13 protein-coding genes are annotated in these 16,162 nt (G+C 66.7%); 9 read left to right on the top strand and 4 right to left on the bottom strand.

Translation table 11 applies throughout. The features are described 5' to 3' along the window. The first annotated feature begins 83 nt into the window (after window positions 1–83). The 4 genes from AC5W54_RS12750 to AC5W54_RS12735 are packed head-to-tail and all read left to right on the top strand — an operon-like array spanning window position 84 to window position 5,453. On the top strand, window positions 84–518 hold the full coding sequence (locus AC5W54_RS12750) for a hypothetical protein (protein WP_495962473.1): 435 nt from the start codon (window positions 84–86) through the stop codon (window positions 516–518). Further along, complete coding sequence (locus AC5W54_RS12745; RefSeq protein ID WP_495962472.1) at window positions 487–1,704, top strand: hypothetical protein; 1,218 nt, start codon at window positions 487–489, stop codon at window positions 1,702–1,704. Before AC5W54_RS12750 ends, AC5W54_RS12745 begins: the two co-directional genes overlap by 32 nt. A 50-nt stretch (window positions 1,705–1,754) precedes the next feature. Next, window positions 1,755–4,589 carry a bifunctional diguanylate cyclase/phosphodiesterase gene (locus AC5W54_RS12740; protein WP_495962471.1) on the top strand — a complete coding sequence of 945 codons (2,835 nt, stop codon included), beginning with the start codon at window positions 1,755–1,757 and terminating at the stop codon, window positions 4,587–4,589. A gap of 57 nt (window positions 4,590–4,646) precedes the next feature. After that, the gene (locus tag AC5W54_RS12735; RefSeq protein WP_495962470.1) at window positions 4,647–5,453 is read left to right on the top strand and encodes a PEP-CTERM/exosortase system-associated acyltransferase; all 807 of its coding nucleotides are present in this window, start codon (window positions 4,647–4,649) and stop codon (window positions 5,451–5,453) included. Here AC5W54_RS12735 and AC5W54_RS12730 read toward each other — a convergent pair. Beyond that, window positions 5,448–6,521, bottom strand: coding sequence for a DUF3541 domain-containing protein (locus AC5W54_RS12730; protein WP_495962469.1), 1,074 nt, complete (start codon window positions 6,519–6,521; stop codon window positions 5,448–5,450). The two genes, AC5W54_RS12735 and AC5W54_RS12730, sit on opposite strands and share 6 nt — an antisense overlap. Before the next feature lie 2 nt (window positions 6,522–6,523). Further along, on the bottom strand, window positions 6,524–7,270 hold the full coding sequence (locus tag AC5W54_RS12725; RefSeq protein WP_495962468.1) for a trimeric intracellular cation channel family protein: 747 nt from the start codon (window positions 7,268–7,270) through the stop codon (window positions 6,524–6,526). A gap of 144 nt (window positions 7,271–7,414) precedes the next feature. On the opposite strand from AC5W54_RS12725, the gene malT reads away from it, so the two are divergent. The 3 genes from malT (at window position 7,415) to ugpC (ending at window position 13,051) form a co-directional block, all read left to right on the top strand. Beyond that, entirely contained in the window at window positions 7,415–10,138 is a 2,724-nt protein-coding gene (gene malT, locus AC5W54_RS12720) for an HTH-type transcriptional regulator MalT (protein ID WP_495962467.1), read from the top strand. 139 nt (window positions 10,139–10,277) lie between these two features. After that, on the top strand, window positions 10,278–11,948 hold the full coding sequence (locus tag AC5W54_RS12715; RefSeq protein WP_495962466.1) for an alpha-amylase family glycosyl hydrolase: 1,671 nt from the start codon (window positions 10,278–10,280) through the stop codon (window positions 11,946–11,948). Beyond that, window positions 11,936–13,051, top strand: a complete 1,116-nt coding sequence (gene ugpC, locus AC5W54_RS12710; RefSeq protein WP_495962465.1) for a sn-glycerol-3-phosphate ABC transporter ATP-binding protein UgpC — start codon at window positions 11,936–11,938, stop codon at window positions 13,049–13,051. Before AC5W54_RS12715 ends, ugpC begins: the two co-directional genes overlap by 13 nt. A 93-nt stretch (window positions 13,052–13,144) precedes the next feature. Here the strand turns inward: ugpC and AC5W54_RS12705 are convergent, their stop codons facing one another. Together AC5W54_RS12705 and rpiB are read right to left on the bottom strand one after the other, a co-directional pair. Continuing rightward, the gene (locus tag AC5W54_RS12705; protein WP_495962464.1) at window positions 13,145–14,122 is read right to left on the bottom strand and encodes a sugar-binding transcriptional regulator; all 978 of its coding nucleotides are present in this window, start codon (window positions 14,120–14,122) and stop codon (window positions 13,145–13,147) included. A gap of 68 nt (window positions 14,123–14,190) precedes the next feature. Then, window positions 14,191–14,670, bottom strand: a complete 480-nt coding sequence (gene rpiB / locus AC5W54_RS12700; RefSeq protein ID WP_495962463.1) for a ribose 5-phosphate isomerase B — start codon at window positions 14,668–14,670, stop codon at window positions 14,191–14,193. 344 nt (window positions 14,671–15,014) lie between these two features. Between rpiB and tal the strand changes: the two genes are divergently transcribed. After that, window positions 15,015–15,974 carry a transaldolase gene (tal, locus tag AC5W54_RS12695; protein WP_495962462.1) on the top strand — a complete coding sequence of 320 codons (960 nt, stop codon included), beginning with the start codon at window positions 15,015–15,017 and terminating at the stop codon, window positions 15,972–15,974. A gap of 47 nt (window positions 15,975–16,021) precedes the next feature. Continuing rightward, on the top strand, window positions 16,022–16,162 hold a 141-nt coding region (locus AC5W54_RS12690), incomplete at its 3' end, for a thiamine pyrophosphate-binding protein (protein WP_495962560.1).

The raw sequence follows: 16,162 nt of genomic DNA, 5'->3' as shown, positions 1-16,162 counted from the left end.
CTTCACGCGATGCAGCTGCTCGTCCTGAACCGCTCTGCTGCAGCGGCGGCCTCACCTGTCTCGGTAGACAACGAGACCGGCCCATGGCAAGGCTGACGCAGAGCCTGCTGTTGGCCCTGCTGATGCTGGCAGGTCTCTCCACGGCTTCGGCCGAGGAGGCTCCCGTGCTGCTCGTTGCCCATGCCGAGGTCGATACCCGGCAGCTGACTCGCGATACCACCCGGGCCATCTTCGCCATGCGCCAGCGCACCTGGCCCGATGGCCAGGCCGTGCGGGTCTTCGTGCTGCCCAACGACCATCCTGTACATGCCCGCTTCGCCAAGGAGCGCCTCGCCGTCTATCCCCACCAGCTACAGTTGGCGTGGGATCGCATGGTCTTCTCGGGCACCGGCCAGGCGCCCAACCGCGTTACCACCCAGGCCGAGATGCGCGAGCGCATTGCCAGCACCCCCGGCGCCCTGGGCTATCTGGAAAGGGAGTACCTGGATGATCGTGTCCAAGTCATTTCGATGGACTGAGGCCTGTGCCGCCACGCTGCTGACGGGGCTGCTGCTGGGCGCCAGCACCCAGGCCCGGGCCGAATCCCCCGTCCTCGACACCCTGCAGATGCATGGCTTCCTCAGCCAGGCCCTGGTGATCACCGACCGCAATGACTTCTTCGGCCCCAGCAGCAGTGGCGGCGGTAGTCTCAAGTACACCGAGATCGGTGCCAACGCCTCGATACGCCCCCATCAGGATGTGCTGATCGCCGCCCAGGTGCTGAGTCGGCGTGCCGGGGGTGACGGCAGCGATGCCGAGCCCGTACTGGATTATGGCATCGTCGACTACCAGATGCTCTCCGACCAGCAGCGCACGCTCGGCGTTCAGGTCGGCCGCTTCAAGAACCCCTTCGGCTTCTACAACCAGACCCGGGACGTGGCCTTCACCCGCCCTAGTATCCTGCTGCCTCAGTCGATCTACTTCGACAGGACAAGATCGCTTGGGCTCGCTGCAGATGGCGTATCCGCCTATATGGAAGAACGCCTACAGTCGGGAAACATTCGGGCACACATCGGCGTTGGTGACATCCAGACGGGTGATGACCTGCGACAAACCCTTCGCCTGGATGCGGTTCCTGGCGAGCTTGAACCCAAGACATCCGCGATAGCCCAAGTCCGTTACGAACATGACGGTGGTCGTTTCGTCGCCGCGCTCACCACCGCCAGCGCCAATGCTCACTTTGACTCCAGCACTCCGAATCTCAGTGACGGAGATTTCTATTTCCGCCCCTGGATCCTGTCACTGCAATACAATGAGGAGCTCTGGAGCCTCACCGGCGAATTTGCGCTGAGAAACTCGGGCCTGAAGCACTTCGACGACCCCAGGTTCAACTTCGATGTCACGGGAGAGAGCTGGTATGTCCAGTATACCCGTCGCTTCCATGACGACTGGCAGTGGCTGGTGCGCTACGACAGCCTGACCAATAACCGTGATGACCGCTCAGGCCGTGCCTTTGAAGCCAGCGGCGCCGGCCCCGCTCACTCCCAGTATGCCGAGGACATCACCCTGGGGCTGCAGTGGAATGTCAGTCCCCGGGTACTGCTGGCAGCCGAATATCATCATGTCGATGGTACCGGCTGGCTGCCCATTCAGGACAACACCGATTCAAGCGAAACCAGTCGCCGCTGGAACATGCTGCTGTTCCAGCTTTCGCTACGTTTCTGACGACTCGAGCTCGCGGCTTCACCTTCCTTCGGACCGGGAACCTTGCTGGAATGAATGCCACGAAAGCCCCTGGAACGCACCTTCGCCTGAGCCTGACCTGGCGCGTCATTGCGCTCAGCAGCCTGCTGCTGCTGGGCCTGGTGGTACTGTTCTCGTGGCTCGGCCATGCCAACCTGACCCGACAGTTCCAGGAAAGCCGGGAGCAGCACAACGAACGCCAGATGCGCGAGATCCGGCTCGCCCTGCAGCGCTCCGAAGGCGCCCTTCAGCAACTGGCTTCCCTGGTTGCCGCCTCCCCACGCCTCGGCCCCGCCCTGGAAATCGGCAATCAGGAGACCATCCTCGATTCCCTCAGTTCCCAGTGGCCGACCCTGCAGCTCGAGGCGGGCATCGACGAGATTCTCGTCTTCGATGTGCGGGGAGACCCCCTGGCCACCTGGGGAGAGGGCCAGGCACACAATGCACGCCCGGTCCAGACCTGGGTCCGCCGGGTCATGGACACCGAAATGCCGCTGACTGCCCTGCGCTGCTCCACCGATTGCCGACAGTATGCCGCGGTGCCGGTGCTGGTCGAGGGCCAGAGCGTCGGTACGGTGATCCTGTCACGCTCGCTGGCCGATGTGACACGCCAGGCCCAGCAGGTCTCCGGCAGTGACGTCGCCCTGTTGGTTACCGGCGCCCTGTCGGACGACAGGTTGAACACCGAGCGCCATCTCGAAGGTTGGAACGGCCATCTGGTGGCTCTCACCCGGCAGGAGGAAAATCTCGCCCTGCTGAGAAGCGCCTCGCAACAGGTGTCGATCCGGGGACTGCTGCAGACGCCGCTGCAGTTCCGACACCGGGGGCGTGATATCGAGCTGAGTGCGGTGCGTATGGAGGAGGATAGCGACCGCCGCAGTACGGGTTACTTCCTGATGGCATCGGACATCACTCCCCAGATTCGCGCCATCAACCAGGATACCCGCACGCTGATGCTCGTCGGCCTGAGCGGCTGGCTGGCCGCCGAATTGCTGCTGCTGGCCATCCTGCTGAGCCCCATGGCGCGCCTGCGTCGCCTCACCGGCGTCCTGCCGGTACTCGCCCATGGCGGCTTCGCCGAGGCACGCGCCGCCATTCCGCAGCCCAGGCGCCGACTCACCGACGAGATCGATGTGCTGGAAGGGACTACCCTCGCGCTCTCCAGCCAGCTGGAGACCCTGGAGCAGGAGGTCAGCGCCCGTGGCGAACAGCTCGCCGAGCGGGTCGAGGAGCTGGCCCGCGAGCGGGATTTCGTCGGCAGCCTGCTGGATACCGCTCGCGTCTTCATCGTCACCCAGGACGAGCATGGCCGGCTCACCCTGGTCAACGACTACGCCCTGTCCGTGATGGCCATGCAGGAAGAGAAGCTGCTGGGCCGCCACTTCGACGATGTCTTCTCGATCCCGGCCTCGAGCACCACGGGTCTTGCCGTCCCGCATCAGGAAGAGCGCACCCTGCTGACGGCAGCAGGCCGGCATCGCACCATCGCCTGGTATCATGCTCCTCTGCCCACCGGCAACGATGAGACCGTGGCGCGCATCTCGGTGGGGCTCGATATTACCGAGCGCAAGGCAGCGGAAGCACGGCTCACCTGGCTGGCCGAGCGCGATGCCCTGACCGAGCTCTATAACCGGCGCTATTTCCAGGAAGCCCTCGGCAGCGCCCTGAGACGGGGCAGCAATGGTGCCGTGCTGTTGATGGATCTCGACCAGTTCAAGGACGTCAACGAACTGAGCGGCCACCAGGCGGGCGACCGGTTGCTGCGCAAGGTCGCCGATACGCTCTTCCAGGAGCTCGGGCATCGCGGCGTGATTGCCCGCCTGGGAGGGGACGAGTTCGCGTTGCTGCTGGAAGAGGCCGATGCCGAGCAAGCGGTTCGTGTCGCCCAGCAAGTCACCCACCTGCTCGAGTCCATCGGCTTCGATACGGGAGGAAGGCGCCACCGGGTCATTGCCAGCACCGGCATCGCCCTGTTCCCGGCCCTCGGCGACAATCCCACCGACCTGATGGCCAATGCCGACGTGGCCATGTACAAGGCCAAGGAGGACAGTGTCCAGCGTTGGCACCTGCTCTCTCCCCTCGAGAATGCCAAGGACGAGCTGCAGGAACGGGTGTACTGGGTCGAACGAGTCCGCAAGGCCCTCCAGGACGACGAGTTCGATCTGGTGGTGCAGCCGATCGTGCGCCTGGAGGACCGGGACGTTCGCCACTACGAGGTGCTGCTGCGGATGCGCGATGCCGACGGCAACCTGGTCGCGCCCGGGCGCTTCATCCCGCTGGCGGAGCGCAGCGGCCAGATCGTCCAGATCGACCGCTGGGTACTGCGCCACAGCCTGCAGGCCCTGAGGCAACTGCAGGAGCGAGGCATCAGCCTGGCGGTCAATCTCTCCGGCCAGTCCCTCCATGACGACGGCTTGAAGCAGTTCCTTGCCGACGAACTCTCCGCCAGCGGCGCCGACCCGAACTATCTGATCCTCGAGGTCACCGAGACCGCCGCCGTCACCGACTTTTCCACCGCCCGCGGGGTGTTGCAGACCATGCGCGACCTCGGATGTCGCACGGCACTCGACGACTTCGGCGTGGGCTTCAGCAGCTTCCACTATCTGGGGCAGTTGCCGGTGGACTACATCAAGATCGACGGCAGTTTCATCCGCAACCTGGCGGTGAGTGCCGACAGCCGGGTCATCGTCAAGGCGATTGCCGATATCGCCAGCGGTTTCGGCAAGCAGGCCATTGCCGAATTCGTCGACCAGGAGGCCCTGTTACCGATTCTGCAGTCGTACGGCATCTCCTATGCACAGGGCTTTCATCTCGGCAGACCCATTGCTATCGACGAAGTTTTCAGTATGCTTACAAAAAGAAACTAATATAGAACTTTCAGAACTCTCGCTTCTGAGATCTCTATCGCGCAAGGGAACCATCACATGGCCTCCACATCCCCACCACCCCGGAAAGGTCGGTCGATAACAGAGCTATTCGAATGCTTTAGAGCCGAGTTCAGCTTCAAGCTACCTTGCAACGAGCAGGAAAAACGCCGTGCCTTCCACTTGCGCCACGATGTCTACTGCGCGGAATTGCACTACGAGCCACCCACGGATGCCGAACGTCAGCTGGAATATGACGTCTTCGACGACAATGCCATTCATTGTGTAGTCGAACACAATCAGACGGGCCTGACGGTAGGCTGCATGCGTGTTGTCCTGCCACAGTTCGATGGCCAACTTTCGGGCCGAAAGCTTCCGCTTACCACCTATGGTGGCCAGAGCCTGACGCACCCCTCCCTGCATCCCGACCACTTCCCCGAGGAGAGAATCTGTGAAGTGTCCAGGCTCGCCGTGCACCCCTCATTCAGAAAGGCCAGAAGCAATATCGCGGGAGTCAAGGAGAAGGACATTCACGACCTGGAGGTCAAGCACCAGTCGCTACCGGTAGGCCTGAGCCTGTTCTTCGCCGCAACGGCCATCGTGGGCATGGCGAAAAGACAACATGTCTTCGCCATGATGGAGCCTCGCTTTGCGAGGCTCCTCAAGATATCAGGGCTGAAATTCCAGCAAGTCGGGGAGCTGATCGAGTACCATGGCCCGAGGGCAGCATTCTACATCGACCAGCACCAGGCCGAGGTGGAGATGCACGAAGAGATCAAGCCGCTTTATCGACACATCAAGCAGCAGCTTTCCCCTCAACTGGCGGCCGCCATGCCCTCCCGAAGGTTCTCGATGACGACGTCATGAGCCCGCCGCAGACAGCGTCGGCCCCGGGTAGAGCACGCCCGGCCAGCGCAGCACCATGATGGCCAGCACGTTGCGATGCTCCCCCCTGGCCAGGTCGGTACCGCCCGCGGGGGAGGGAATCATCCCCGCTTCCGGGTCCACGGCCGCCACCAGCGCCTCACGGATCCGATTCACGACGGGATGGTCCTCGCGTCCGGCCAGCAGGAAGCTCAGGGCGACCTCGGCCTGGATATCCTCGGTGGCCCGCGCCAGGATAGTACCGATATCCCGCTCGAACGCGGCCAGCACCCAGGCGAACGCCTCGGCCTCCACACGCTGCTGGTAGTAGCGACTCGCGGCGATCACGAAGTGGGTCATGCCGTAGAGCTTGTTGTGGTACTCCTCGTCGCTCAACCGCCCGGCGCCGCTTGCCGGATACTGGCGCCGGAAGGCGTCGACCACCTCGCCACGCAGGTCGACGATGCCGAGCTGATGCAGGAACATCACCTGGTTGGCCACCTGGGCCGCGTAGATGCGCATGACCGCCGGATCGACCAGGAAGGGCTCCCAATCGACTCCGGCGAGATACGCCAACGCCCGCTCCAGGTTCTCCACCTCCGGCAGCAGGCCGTAGTAATCGGCCTGGACCAGGCGGAAGAGCAGCTGCCTGGCGAAGGGGATCTCCCCCCACTCGGCCAGCATCGCCCGCCTGGCCCGACGCTTGGCGGTGCGCTGCGAATAGCCCTCGACGATCTCGCGACTGCGTTCGGCGGCGTGGCCGGGCTCCGCCAGCCCGGCGATCTCGTCGTCGATCTGCTGCAGCAGGCGCCGAGCATACTCGCGGTTGAGCCCGAGGTAGCGGTCATCGCCGGTGATGCGATAGAGCCGCTGGGCATAGTGACGCTGCTTGTTCGGCGGCAGCTCGGGCAGCGCCGCCTCGTAGACGGCCTGAATGGCGAGCCCCGCCTGACGATGGCGCTCGCGTTCCAGTTCCGGTGCGAGGGCGGCACAGCCGGCCAGCAGCACCAGTAACCCGAGCCAGGCCCAGTGAAACAACGGAAAGCGGCGAGGCGTCGCCTGAACCCTCATGATCACGACCTCGGCCTGCGTTTCGACTGCCCCGGACGAATCAGCCGAACCCTCACCTTGGGCCTGGCAGCGGAAGGGGCACCCCCTTCGGCCGCATCTCCCTTCGCGGCCTCACGTTCGGGCGCCAGCGGGATCACCACCCAGGCGAAGACCGGCAGGGTCAGCCGCCAGTGGATGGCCGCCAGGCGCAGGCCGAGCGTCACCCCGATGGCCAGGGCGATCGCCGCCGCAGAGGGGCTCCCCAGCGCTTCGAGCAACACATAGCTCATGCCACCGGCGATGGACGCCGTGGCATAGACCTCCTGGCGCAGCACCATCGGCACGCGGCGCGCCAGCACGTCGCGCACCATGCCGCCGGCGACCCCGGTCAACAGCCCCATCAGCACCGCCACCACACCGGGCGCCTCGAGCATCAACGCCTTGTGGGTGCCGATCACGGTGAACAGTGCCAGGCCGAAGGCATCCGCCACCGGCAGGAAGACCCGCGACAGACGGTGGATATAGTGGAACCCCAGCATCGACAACCCCACCGTGGCCAGGATCACCCACAGATAGGTCGGGTCACTGACCCAGAACACCGGGCGGACCCCCAGCACCAGGTCCCGCAGGGTGCCACCGCCGATGCCGGTCACCGCCGCCAGCACCAGCATGCCGAAGGGATCCATCCGCGAGCGGCACGCGAGGATCACCCCCGACAGTGCGAAGACGACCACGCCCGCCATGTCCAGCCAGTAGACCCACCCTGTCACATCACGTCCTCCCTTCCGACATGGGCGGCAGCATAACGCATTGTCGCGTCCATGCCTTTGACCTTCGTCGTATCCGGCCCTCAGGCCGGTGCCTCTCGGGCATACTGACATGTCCCGTTCCCCCGTGACCCGACCCCGAGCCCGATGCCGCTGATCCAGGAAAAGCTCGCGCCGCCGCCCCTGCCACTGTCACTGGTGGCACGCCCGCGCCTCAACGACCGCTTCGTGCTCGACGAGCGCATCCGCGTGCTGGTGGTGCAGGCCCCGCCCGGCTACGGCAAGAGCACCCTGGTGGCGGAACGCCTGCCGGCCCTGGAGCAGCGGGCCGCCTGGCTGCGGCTGGACGAGCGCGACGACGATCCAGCACGCTTTGCCGGCTACTTTCATGCCGCCCTGGCGGCGCTCTGTGCCGACTCACCGGCCAGCGAGCCATTGGCCAGTGCCTTCGTGCCGAACGACGGCCGGGGCTTCAGTGATGCCGTGGAGGCGTGGCTCACCGCCCTGCCGGCTACCGCCGGGCCCTGCCGCCTGGTGATCGACGAGTTCGAGCACCTCTCTCACCCCGCTATCCTCGCCGGGCTCGGCCACTGGCTGCGCCACCAGCCGGCCTGGCTGACGCTGACGCTGATCTCGCGCACCCGCCCGTCACTCGGCCTGCCGGCACTGCGCCTGCGCGGCGAGCTCGAGGAGATCGGCCTGACGGACCTGGCCTTCGACCGGGAGGAGGCCCAGACCCTGTGCGCCGAGCAACTCAGCTTCCCGCCCACGCGGGTCAGCCTCGAGCGTGCCCTGCGTCGCACCGAGGGCTGGGTCATGGCGCTGGCCTGGCTGATCGAGCGCACCACCACCCGGGCCGGTTTCGACCGCCTCGTCGACCGCCTCGGCGGCGCCCATCCCGACTTCGTGGCCTGGTTCGACGACCTGCTGCACCAGACGCTCGACGAGCCGGATCGCCGGTTGCTGCTCCAGCTCGGCGTGCTCGAGCGCTTCTCGCCGGCCCTGGTGGCCCGCCTGGTCGAGGGCGACCGGGTCTTCCAGCGCCTCGAGGCGCTGGAGCGGCAGGGCCTCTTCCTGCAGCGGCTCGATCCGAATGACCAGTGGTTCCGCTTCCATCGGCTGTTTGCCGGCTACCTGAGATACCGTCGCGACGAGCTGAGCCTGGCCACCCAACGCCAGCTGCACCAGCGCGCCAGCCAGGGCTGGCTGGCGTTGAACGATCCCGCCATGGCCCTGGGCCAGGCCATCGAGGCGGACGCCCCCGAGGCGCTGACGGCGCTGCTCGAGGAGCACGGCCCCCACCTGCTCGCCAACGGCCACTTCTCGCTGATGGCCCGAGCACTGGAACGCCTGGGCGACACCCGCATCGCCGCCTCGCCCCACCTGACGCTGCTGCACGGCTGGGTCACCCACGCCCAATACCGGTTCTCGCGCACCCGCCAGGCCATCGACTGGATCGAGGCCCAGCTCGAGACGCCCGCGTGGCAGGAACTCGCCGCCGAGTTCGCCACCCTGCGCGCCCAGCTCGCCATCAACCAGGGCGATGCCGAGCGTGCCGCCCCCCTGGCCGAGTTCGCTCTGACCCGGCCGGCCCGCTATCTCGCGGCGACACCGGTCACGGCGACGGCACTGCTCGGCGAGTCGCGTTTCGTGCAGGGGTACCTGGGCGAATCCCTGAGCCGGGTGTGCGAGGTCGAGCGCGAGGCGGGGCGCATCGGCGACGACCAGCTTCGGCTCTGGTCGCTCTGCCACCAGTCGGAGACCCTGGTTGCCCAGGGGCGGTTGCAGGCCGCCTTCGATATCCAGGAGCGGGCCATCGCCCATGTGGAGCGCAGCGGGCTGGATCGCCTGCCCATCTCGGAGTTCCTCTATCGCATCCGCAGCCAGCTGCTGTGGGAATGGCACCGGCTGGACGAATCCGAGCAGGCGGCGCTGAAGGGCATCGCCGTGCTCGACGACCGGGGCGAGCGCTGGGGCCTGCAGTGCCACATCAGCCTGGCCAAGGTGGCCCAGGCCCGTGGTGACCAGGCCCAGTGCGCCGATCACATCCGTCGCCTGCGCAAGATCCTCGCCGAGGGCGACTACCATATCGACTGGCTGGCCAATGCCCACGCCACCCTGCTCGCCTGGTGGCAGTCCACCGAGGACCTCGATGCCGTGGCCCGCTGGCTGCAGGAGGCCCCGCCGGGCGACCCGGCGACGGCCAGCAACCACTTCGCCCAGTGCAACCTGCGCAACCATGCCCGTGCCCTGACCCTGCTCGGCCGACACGCCGAGGCCCACACCCTGCTGACGGCGCTCGAAGCACAGACCGAACGCCTCGGCCTGGTCACCGACGCCAACCGCAACCGGCTCTGCCTGGCCACCCTGGAGTGGCAACGCGGCCGGCACGAATCGGCGCTGGAGCATCTCGCCCAGGCCCTGGAACTCGCCTCCCGCACGGCCCTGATCGGCAGCTTCCTGCGCCTCGGCCGACCCCTCGGCGAGATGCTGCCGGCCCTGCTGGCGACCGAGCGGCTCGACGACCTGGCCCGAGGCCGGGCGCGGCGGCTCCTCGATCTGGCCGGCCGCCAGCGCGACTTCGGCCGCGGCGTCAGGCTGATGCTCGACGAATCGGTGATCGCCGACATCGTCTCGCGCCCCGACGTCCCCGAACTGATCCGCACCTCACCGCTGACCCGCCGCGAGTGGCAGATCCTGGGGCTGATCCATGCCGGGCTCTCCAACGAGCAGATCGCCGAGCAGCTCGCAGTGGCCCCGACCACCATCAAGACCCATATCAGGAGCCTCTACCAGAAGCAGAACATCCGCCGCCGCGAGGAAGCCATCGCGCTCGCCGGTGAGCTGCTCGCGCACATCCAGGGGGAGTAACGGCCCGCCTCCTCCCCCCATCTACGCCGCCTACCCCCCCTTCGGGAGGATGTCCCAGCCCGACACTGCCGCCACCATGCTCCTGGACGCTTTTCCTGCGGCTCACGCCCGCGCGGAACCCACGACAAGGACAAGGTGCATGACCACAGAGACTTCCCCCTATTTCGGCAAGCAGGGCGCCGACTGGTGGCGCGGCGCGGTGATCTACCAGATCTACCCGCGCAGCTTCATGGATGCCAATGGCGACGGCATCGGCGACCTGCAGGGCGTCATCGACCGGCTCGACTACATCGCCTCGCTGAACGTCGATGCCATCTGGCTGTCGCCCTTCTTCACCTCGCCGATGAAGGACTTCGGCTACGACGTCAGCGACTACCGGGGCGTCGACCCGATGTTCGGCACCCTGGAGGACTTCGACCGCCTGGTGGAGGCCGCCCACGCCCGCGGCCTCAAGGTGACCATCGACCAGGTACTCTCCCACACCTCGGACCAGCACCCCTGGTTCGCCGAGAGCCGGGCGAGTCGCGACACCCCCCGCGCCGACTGGTACGTGTGGGCCGACGCCAAGCCCGACGGCTCACCACCCACCAACTGGCAGGCGATCTTCGGCGGGCCCGCCTGGCAGTGGGACACCCGCCGCTGCCAGTACTACCTGCACAACTTCCTGGCCGAGCAGCCGGACCTCAACTTCCGCAACCCCGAGGTGGTCGAGGCGATCCTCGGCGAGGTGCGCTTCTGGCTCGAGCGCGGCGTCGACGGCTTCCGCCTCGACGCGATCAACTTCTGCACCCACGGCGAGCTCAAGGACAATCCCCCCCGGGAAGATATCAGTGAGGGCTTCATCGGCGTGCGGCCCGATAACCCCTACGGCTACCAGCGCCACCTGCACGACAAGACCCAGCCGGAGAACCTCGCCTTCCTCGAGAAACTGCGCGCGCTGCTCGACGAGTACCCCGGCACCACCAGCGTCGGCGAGGTGGGCGACGACGACTCCCTGGGGGTGATGGCCGAGTACTCCCGGGGCGGCAATCGCCTGCACATGTGTTACTCCTTCGATCTGCTGACCGACAAGGCCGACCCCCGCTACCTGCACGATACCCTCGCGGAGATGGAGGCGCGCATCGGCGACGGCTGGCCCTGCTGGGCGCTCGGCAACCACGACGTCACCCGTCTCGCCACGCGCTGGCAGGCCGAAGGTGAGCCGGCGAAGCTGCGCCTCTATCTGGCCTTCCTGCTCACCCAGCGCGGCAGCGTCTGCCTCTACCAGGGCGAGGAGCTGGGCCTGACCGAGGCCGACCTGACCTTCGAGCAGCTCGTCGACCCGGCCGGGATCGCCTTCTGGCCCGCCTACAAGGGCCGCGATGGCTGTCGCACGCCGCACCCCTGGGTGGCCGACGCCCGCCACGGCGGCTTCTCCTGTGTGGCGCCCTGGCTGCCGGTACCCGACGCGCACCTGGGCCTGGCGGCGGACCGCCAGGACGACGATCCCGCGTCGCTGCTCAACGCCTACCGCACCTTCCTGGCCTTCCGCCGCGGCGAGCCGGCCCTGGTCAAGGGCGCGGTCCGCTACCACCCGGTACGCGACGAGGTGCTGTGTCTCGAGCGCGCCCATGGCGACCAGCGCCTGCTGGTGGCGCTCAACTTCTCGGGAGAGCCTCGCGAGCTGTGCGCGCCCGTTCAGGCGCGAGCCCTGGACGACGCTCCGGCGCTGATCAACGGCACCTGGAATGACGGCAAGCTTCGGCTGCCTGCCTACGGCATCGCCATCGCGCGCTGCCCTGCTGAGGAGGGACTGTCATGGGACGTCTGACACTGACCGGGATCGGCAAGGACTACGACGGCGTCGAGGTCTCGCGGGACATCGACCTGACCATCGAGGACGGCGAATTCGTGGTCTTCGTCGGCCCCTCGGGCTGCGGCAAGTCGACCCTGCTGCGCATGATCGCCGGGCTCGAGGAGATCACCCGCGGCGAGATGTGCCTGGACGGCGAGCGCATCAACGAGATCCCGCCCCAGGAGCGGGACATCGGCATGGTGTTCCAGTCCTACGCCCTCTATCCGCACATGAGCGTGGCCGAGAACATGGCCTTTGGCCTGAAGCTGGCCCGCACCGACAAGGCCGAGATTCGCCGGCGCGTCGACCATGCCGCCGGGATGCTGCACCTCAGCGAGCTGCTCGAGCGTCGACCCAAGGACCTCTCCGGCGGCCAGCGCCAGCGGGTGGCCATCGGCCGCACCCTGGTCAAGGAGCCGGCGGTGTTCCTGTTCGACGAGCCGCTCTCCAACCTCGATGCCGCCCTGCGGGTCGACATGCGGGTGCAGATCGCCGAGCTGCACCGGCGCCTGCGCGCCACCATGATCTACGTGACCCACGACCAGGTCGAAGCCATGACGCTCGCCGACCGCATCGTGCTGCTCGCGCGCGGGCGCATCGCCCAGGTCGGCGCCCCGCTGTCGCTCTACCACTTCCCCCGGACCCTCGAGGTGGCGGAGTTCATCGGCTCACCGCGCATCAACACCCTGCCGGTGCAGGTGGTCGACCCCGGCCGCCAGCGCACCGCCGTGCGCCTGCCCAACGGCGACACCCTGGCCGTGGCGGTGGACGGCGCCCGCCTCCGGGCCGGCGACAGCGCCACCCTGGGGGTGCGCGCCGAGGACTTCGTCGCCCCCGACCAGGCCGAGGTCCAGCTGGCGGCCCGGCTGATGGTCGCCGAGAAGCTCGGCTACGAGACCCTCGCCCACCTGCGCCTCGACGGCGTCGAGACGACCCTCACCCAGCGCCTCGACGGCCTGACCCACCTCGAGGACGACCAGACCGTCGAACTCGGGCTGGCGGGTGAGCGCTGCCACCTGTTCGGGCCCGACGGCGCCGCCTGCCCGCGCCAGGTGCGGATCCCCGGCGTGACCCACTGAGCCACCCCGTCCTCACGACGAAGCGCCCCGGGCTCATGGAGCCCGGGGCGCTTCGTCGTGAGAGAGTGAGCCGCTGCAACGTCGAACGGGGCGTCAAGGCTCCACCAGCGTCGCCTCATCGAGGCGCAGTATGGTGTGCGCATTGGTGGCACTGGTGGCCAGGGTATCCACTACCCCGGTGCGCAGTGCGCCGAGAATGCCCGCCGCCTTGGTATTTTCGCTGGCGATGGCGATGACATCGGGGATGCGCGCCAGATCGGTAAGGCCGAGTCCGATGACGCGCCCCTGCATGGGCGTGGCGGAAGGTCGACCATGGATATCGATGAAGTGACACCCCATGATGTCGCCCACCGTGCCGGAGAGGCGTGCCTCGGAAATCTCCTGGGGGGAAAACCAGCCCATGCGCACCATGTTGCTGTCCTCGCTGAGGTCGCCGACACCGACCAGCGCGAAGTCGGCGCGACGAGCGCGGTCCAGGGTCTGCCTGACCGTGTGGTTCTCGTAGAGTTCGTCGCGCAGCGCCGTGCTCTGCACCAGGGCGGGGGCGTAGAGCGTCTCGCTGTCGCCGCCGAATTTCATCGCCAGGCGGCGGCAGATATGGTCGGGGTTCATGTACTCGCCGGCCCGCTGGGACCCGCCGATGGCGCAGACGAAGGAGCACTGCCGTTCGCCCTGGGTGAACACATTGTCGGCGACCGCGCCGACATTACGCCCCATGCCCACGGTGACGATGCCGCCCTCCACCAGGCTGCGCGACAGATGATCCGCCACCAGGCTGGCCACCGCCGAGCGCTGGGCGTCGGCGTCGCCTTGATCCAGCGCGATCAGCGCACGCTTGATGCCGAAGCGCCGCTTCAGCTCGCGCTCGATCTCGGCACTGACGGCGGGGTGCTGGCGCACCCGCACATCGACGATCCCCTCCGCCTGGGCCCGCTTGAGCAGGCGCCCGACCCGCACGCGCGAGATCCCCAGCCGCTTGGCGATGACCTCCTGGGTCTCACCCTCCACATAGTAGAGGGTGGCGATTTCGGTCATCAGATCGATATCGGCACTCTCGACACGCTCATTCATGACATGGGTCCCACCAGCCTCGGGTTCTCGACAAGCGGGACACGATAGCACACCCCCAGGCATCGTGATCAGACACGCGAATGGGGCAGCCTCCGCTCGTATTCCTGGATACGCGCCAGCTTGGCGACCGAGGCGCCACCCGGGAAATCGTTGTCCAGGAAGGTCGTGACGATGCTCTTGGCGAGCTCCGGGCCGACCACCCGCGCACCGAGGGTCACGATCTGGGCATCGTTGCTGGTCCTGGCCTTGCCCGCGGAATAGGTGTCGTGGGCCTGGGCCGCACGAATCCCCGGCACCTTGTTCGCCGCAATCGCCACCCCGATCCCGGTGCCACAGACCAGGATGCCGCGATCGAAGCGCCCCTCGGCAATCGCCTGCGCCACCGCGACCGCCACATCGGGGTACAGGATCGGCTCGGCATCGTAGGTACCGAAATCATCGACCTCCTGCCCCAGGGAGCGCAGGTGCTCGATCAGCACCTCCTTGAGCTGGAAGGCGGCCTCATCCCCACCGATGGCCACGCGGAGGGTCTTGGGGTTGCTGGACATGTCTGAACACCTCTATGAACAGGAGGACGGGAAGTGAGCGATGAGGACCCCCTTCGCTCGGCTCTCCCCTCTCAAAATATCATCATCTGTTCATTTGTAAAGCTAGTGTTCAAATGAGACACCACCCCAGTCTCCCGACAGGCCCTCCACACCATACGCAATCCATAATAAAAACCTTTTTATTTCATGATTATATACAAGAAATTGCCATGCATCTCCCACAAAATCACCTCTTGCAGCTCAGAAGCCCACTTCATCACGCCTTGACTTTTGCGAAGCTCTCCTCAAACATATGATCGATACAAGATCATAAGAACATCACCACTCCAACAGGAGCCCATGCCATGACGACTCGACTCGACGCTCTCAAGCAGCACTCCCTGGTGGTCGCCGACACCGGCGACCTGAGCGCCATCCAGCGCTACCGACCCCAGGACGCCACCACCAATCCCTCGCTGATCCTCAAGGCCTTCGAACTCCCCACCTATCAGCCCCTGATCGATACGGAACTGGTGGCGATCCGGGCAGAGACCGGCGATCGCCAGGTCCAGGCGGAGCAGGCCGTCGATGCCCTCGCCGTGGCCATGGGCAGCGAGATCGCCAAGGTGGTGCCCGGCCGCGTCTCCACCGAGGTGGCCGCCAAGCTGTCCTTCGACACCCAGGCCAGCATCCGCAAGGCCCACGAGCTGATCGCGCTGTACGAGAAGCGCGGTGTCGGTCGCGATCGGGTGCTGATCAAGCTGGCCTCGACCTGGGAAGGCATCCGCGCCGCCGAGGTACTGGAACGCGAAGGCATCAACTGCAACCTGACCCTGCTGTTCAGCGACGCCCAGGCCCAGGCCTGCTTCGACGCTGGTGTCTACCTGGTCTCGCCCTTCGTCGGCCGGGTCACCGACTGGTACCAGCAGGCGACCGGGCGCGACTATGCGCCGGACGAGGACCCGGGTGTGCAGTTCGTGCACGGCGTCTGCGCCCGCGCGAGCCGGGGCGGCTACGACACCGTGGTGATGGGCGCGAGCTTCCGCACCACCGGCCAGGTGCTGGCGCTCGCCGGTTGCCCGCGACTGACCATCTCGCCGGCGCTGCTCGAGGAGCTCGCCGCCAGCGACGGCGAGGTGGAGCGCCGGGTGGTGATGGAAGACGCCAGCGGCTCACGGCCAGCACCGCTCAGCGAGCCCGCGTTCCGCTGGGGCCACAACCAGGACGCCATGGCCAACGACAAGCTGGCCGAGGGCATTCGCCGCTTCGCCGAGGACCAGGCCCGCCTCGAGGCTCTGATCGCCGAGCGTCTGGCGACCCCCTGATCCGATACTCACCAGACCCGACAACAACCAACCGATGGGGAAATCCCATGCCGACTCGCTTTCAACTGGCCAATGCCATCCGCGCCCTCTCCATGGACGCCGTCCAGAAGGCCAACTCCGGCCATCCCGGTGCGCCCATGGGCATGGCCGATATCGCCGAGGTGCTGTGGAATGATCACCTCAAGCAC

The organism is Halomonas sp. LMYGS-3 (assembly GCF_059509875.1).
The sequence above is the reverse complement of the archived record's forward strand: the minus strand, read 5'-3'. Positions and strand labels throughout refer to the sequence as shown.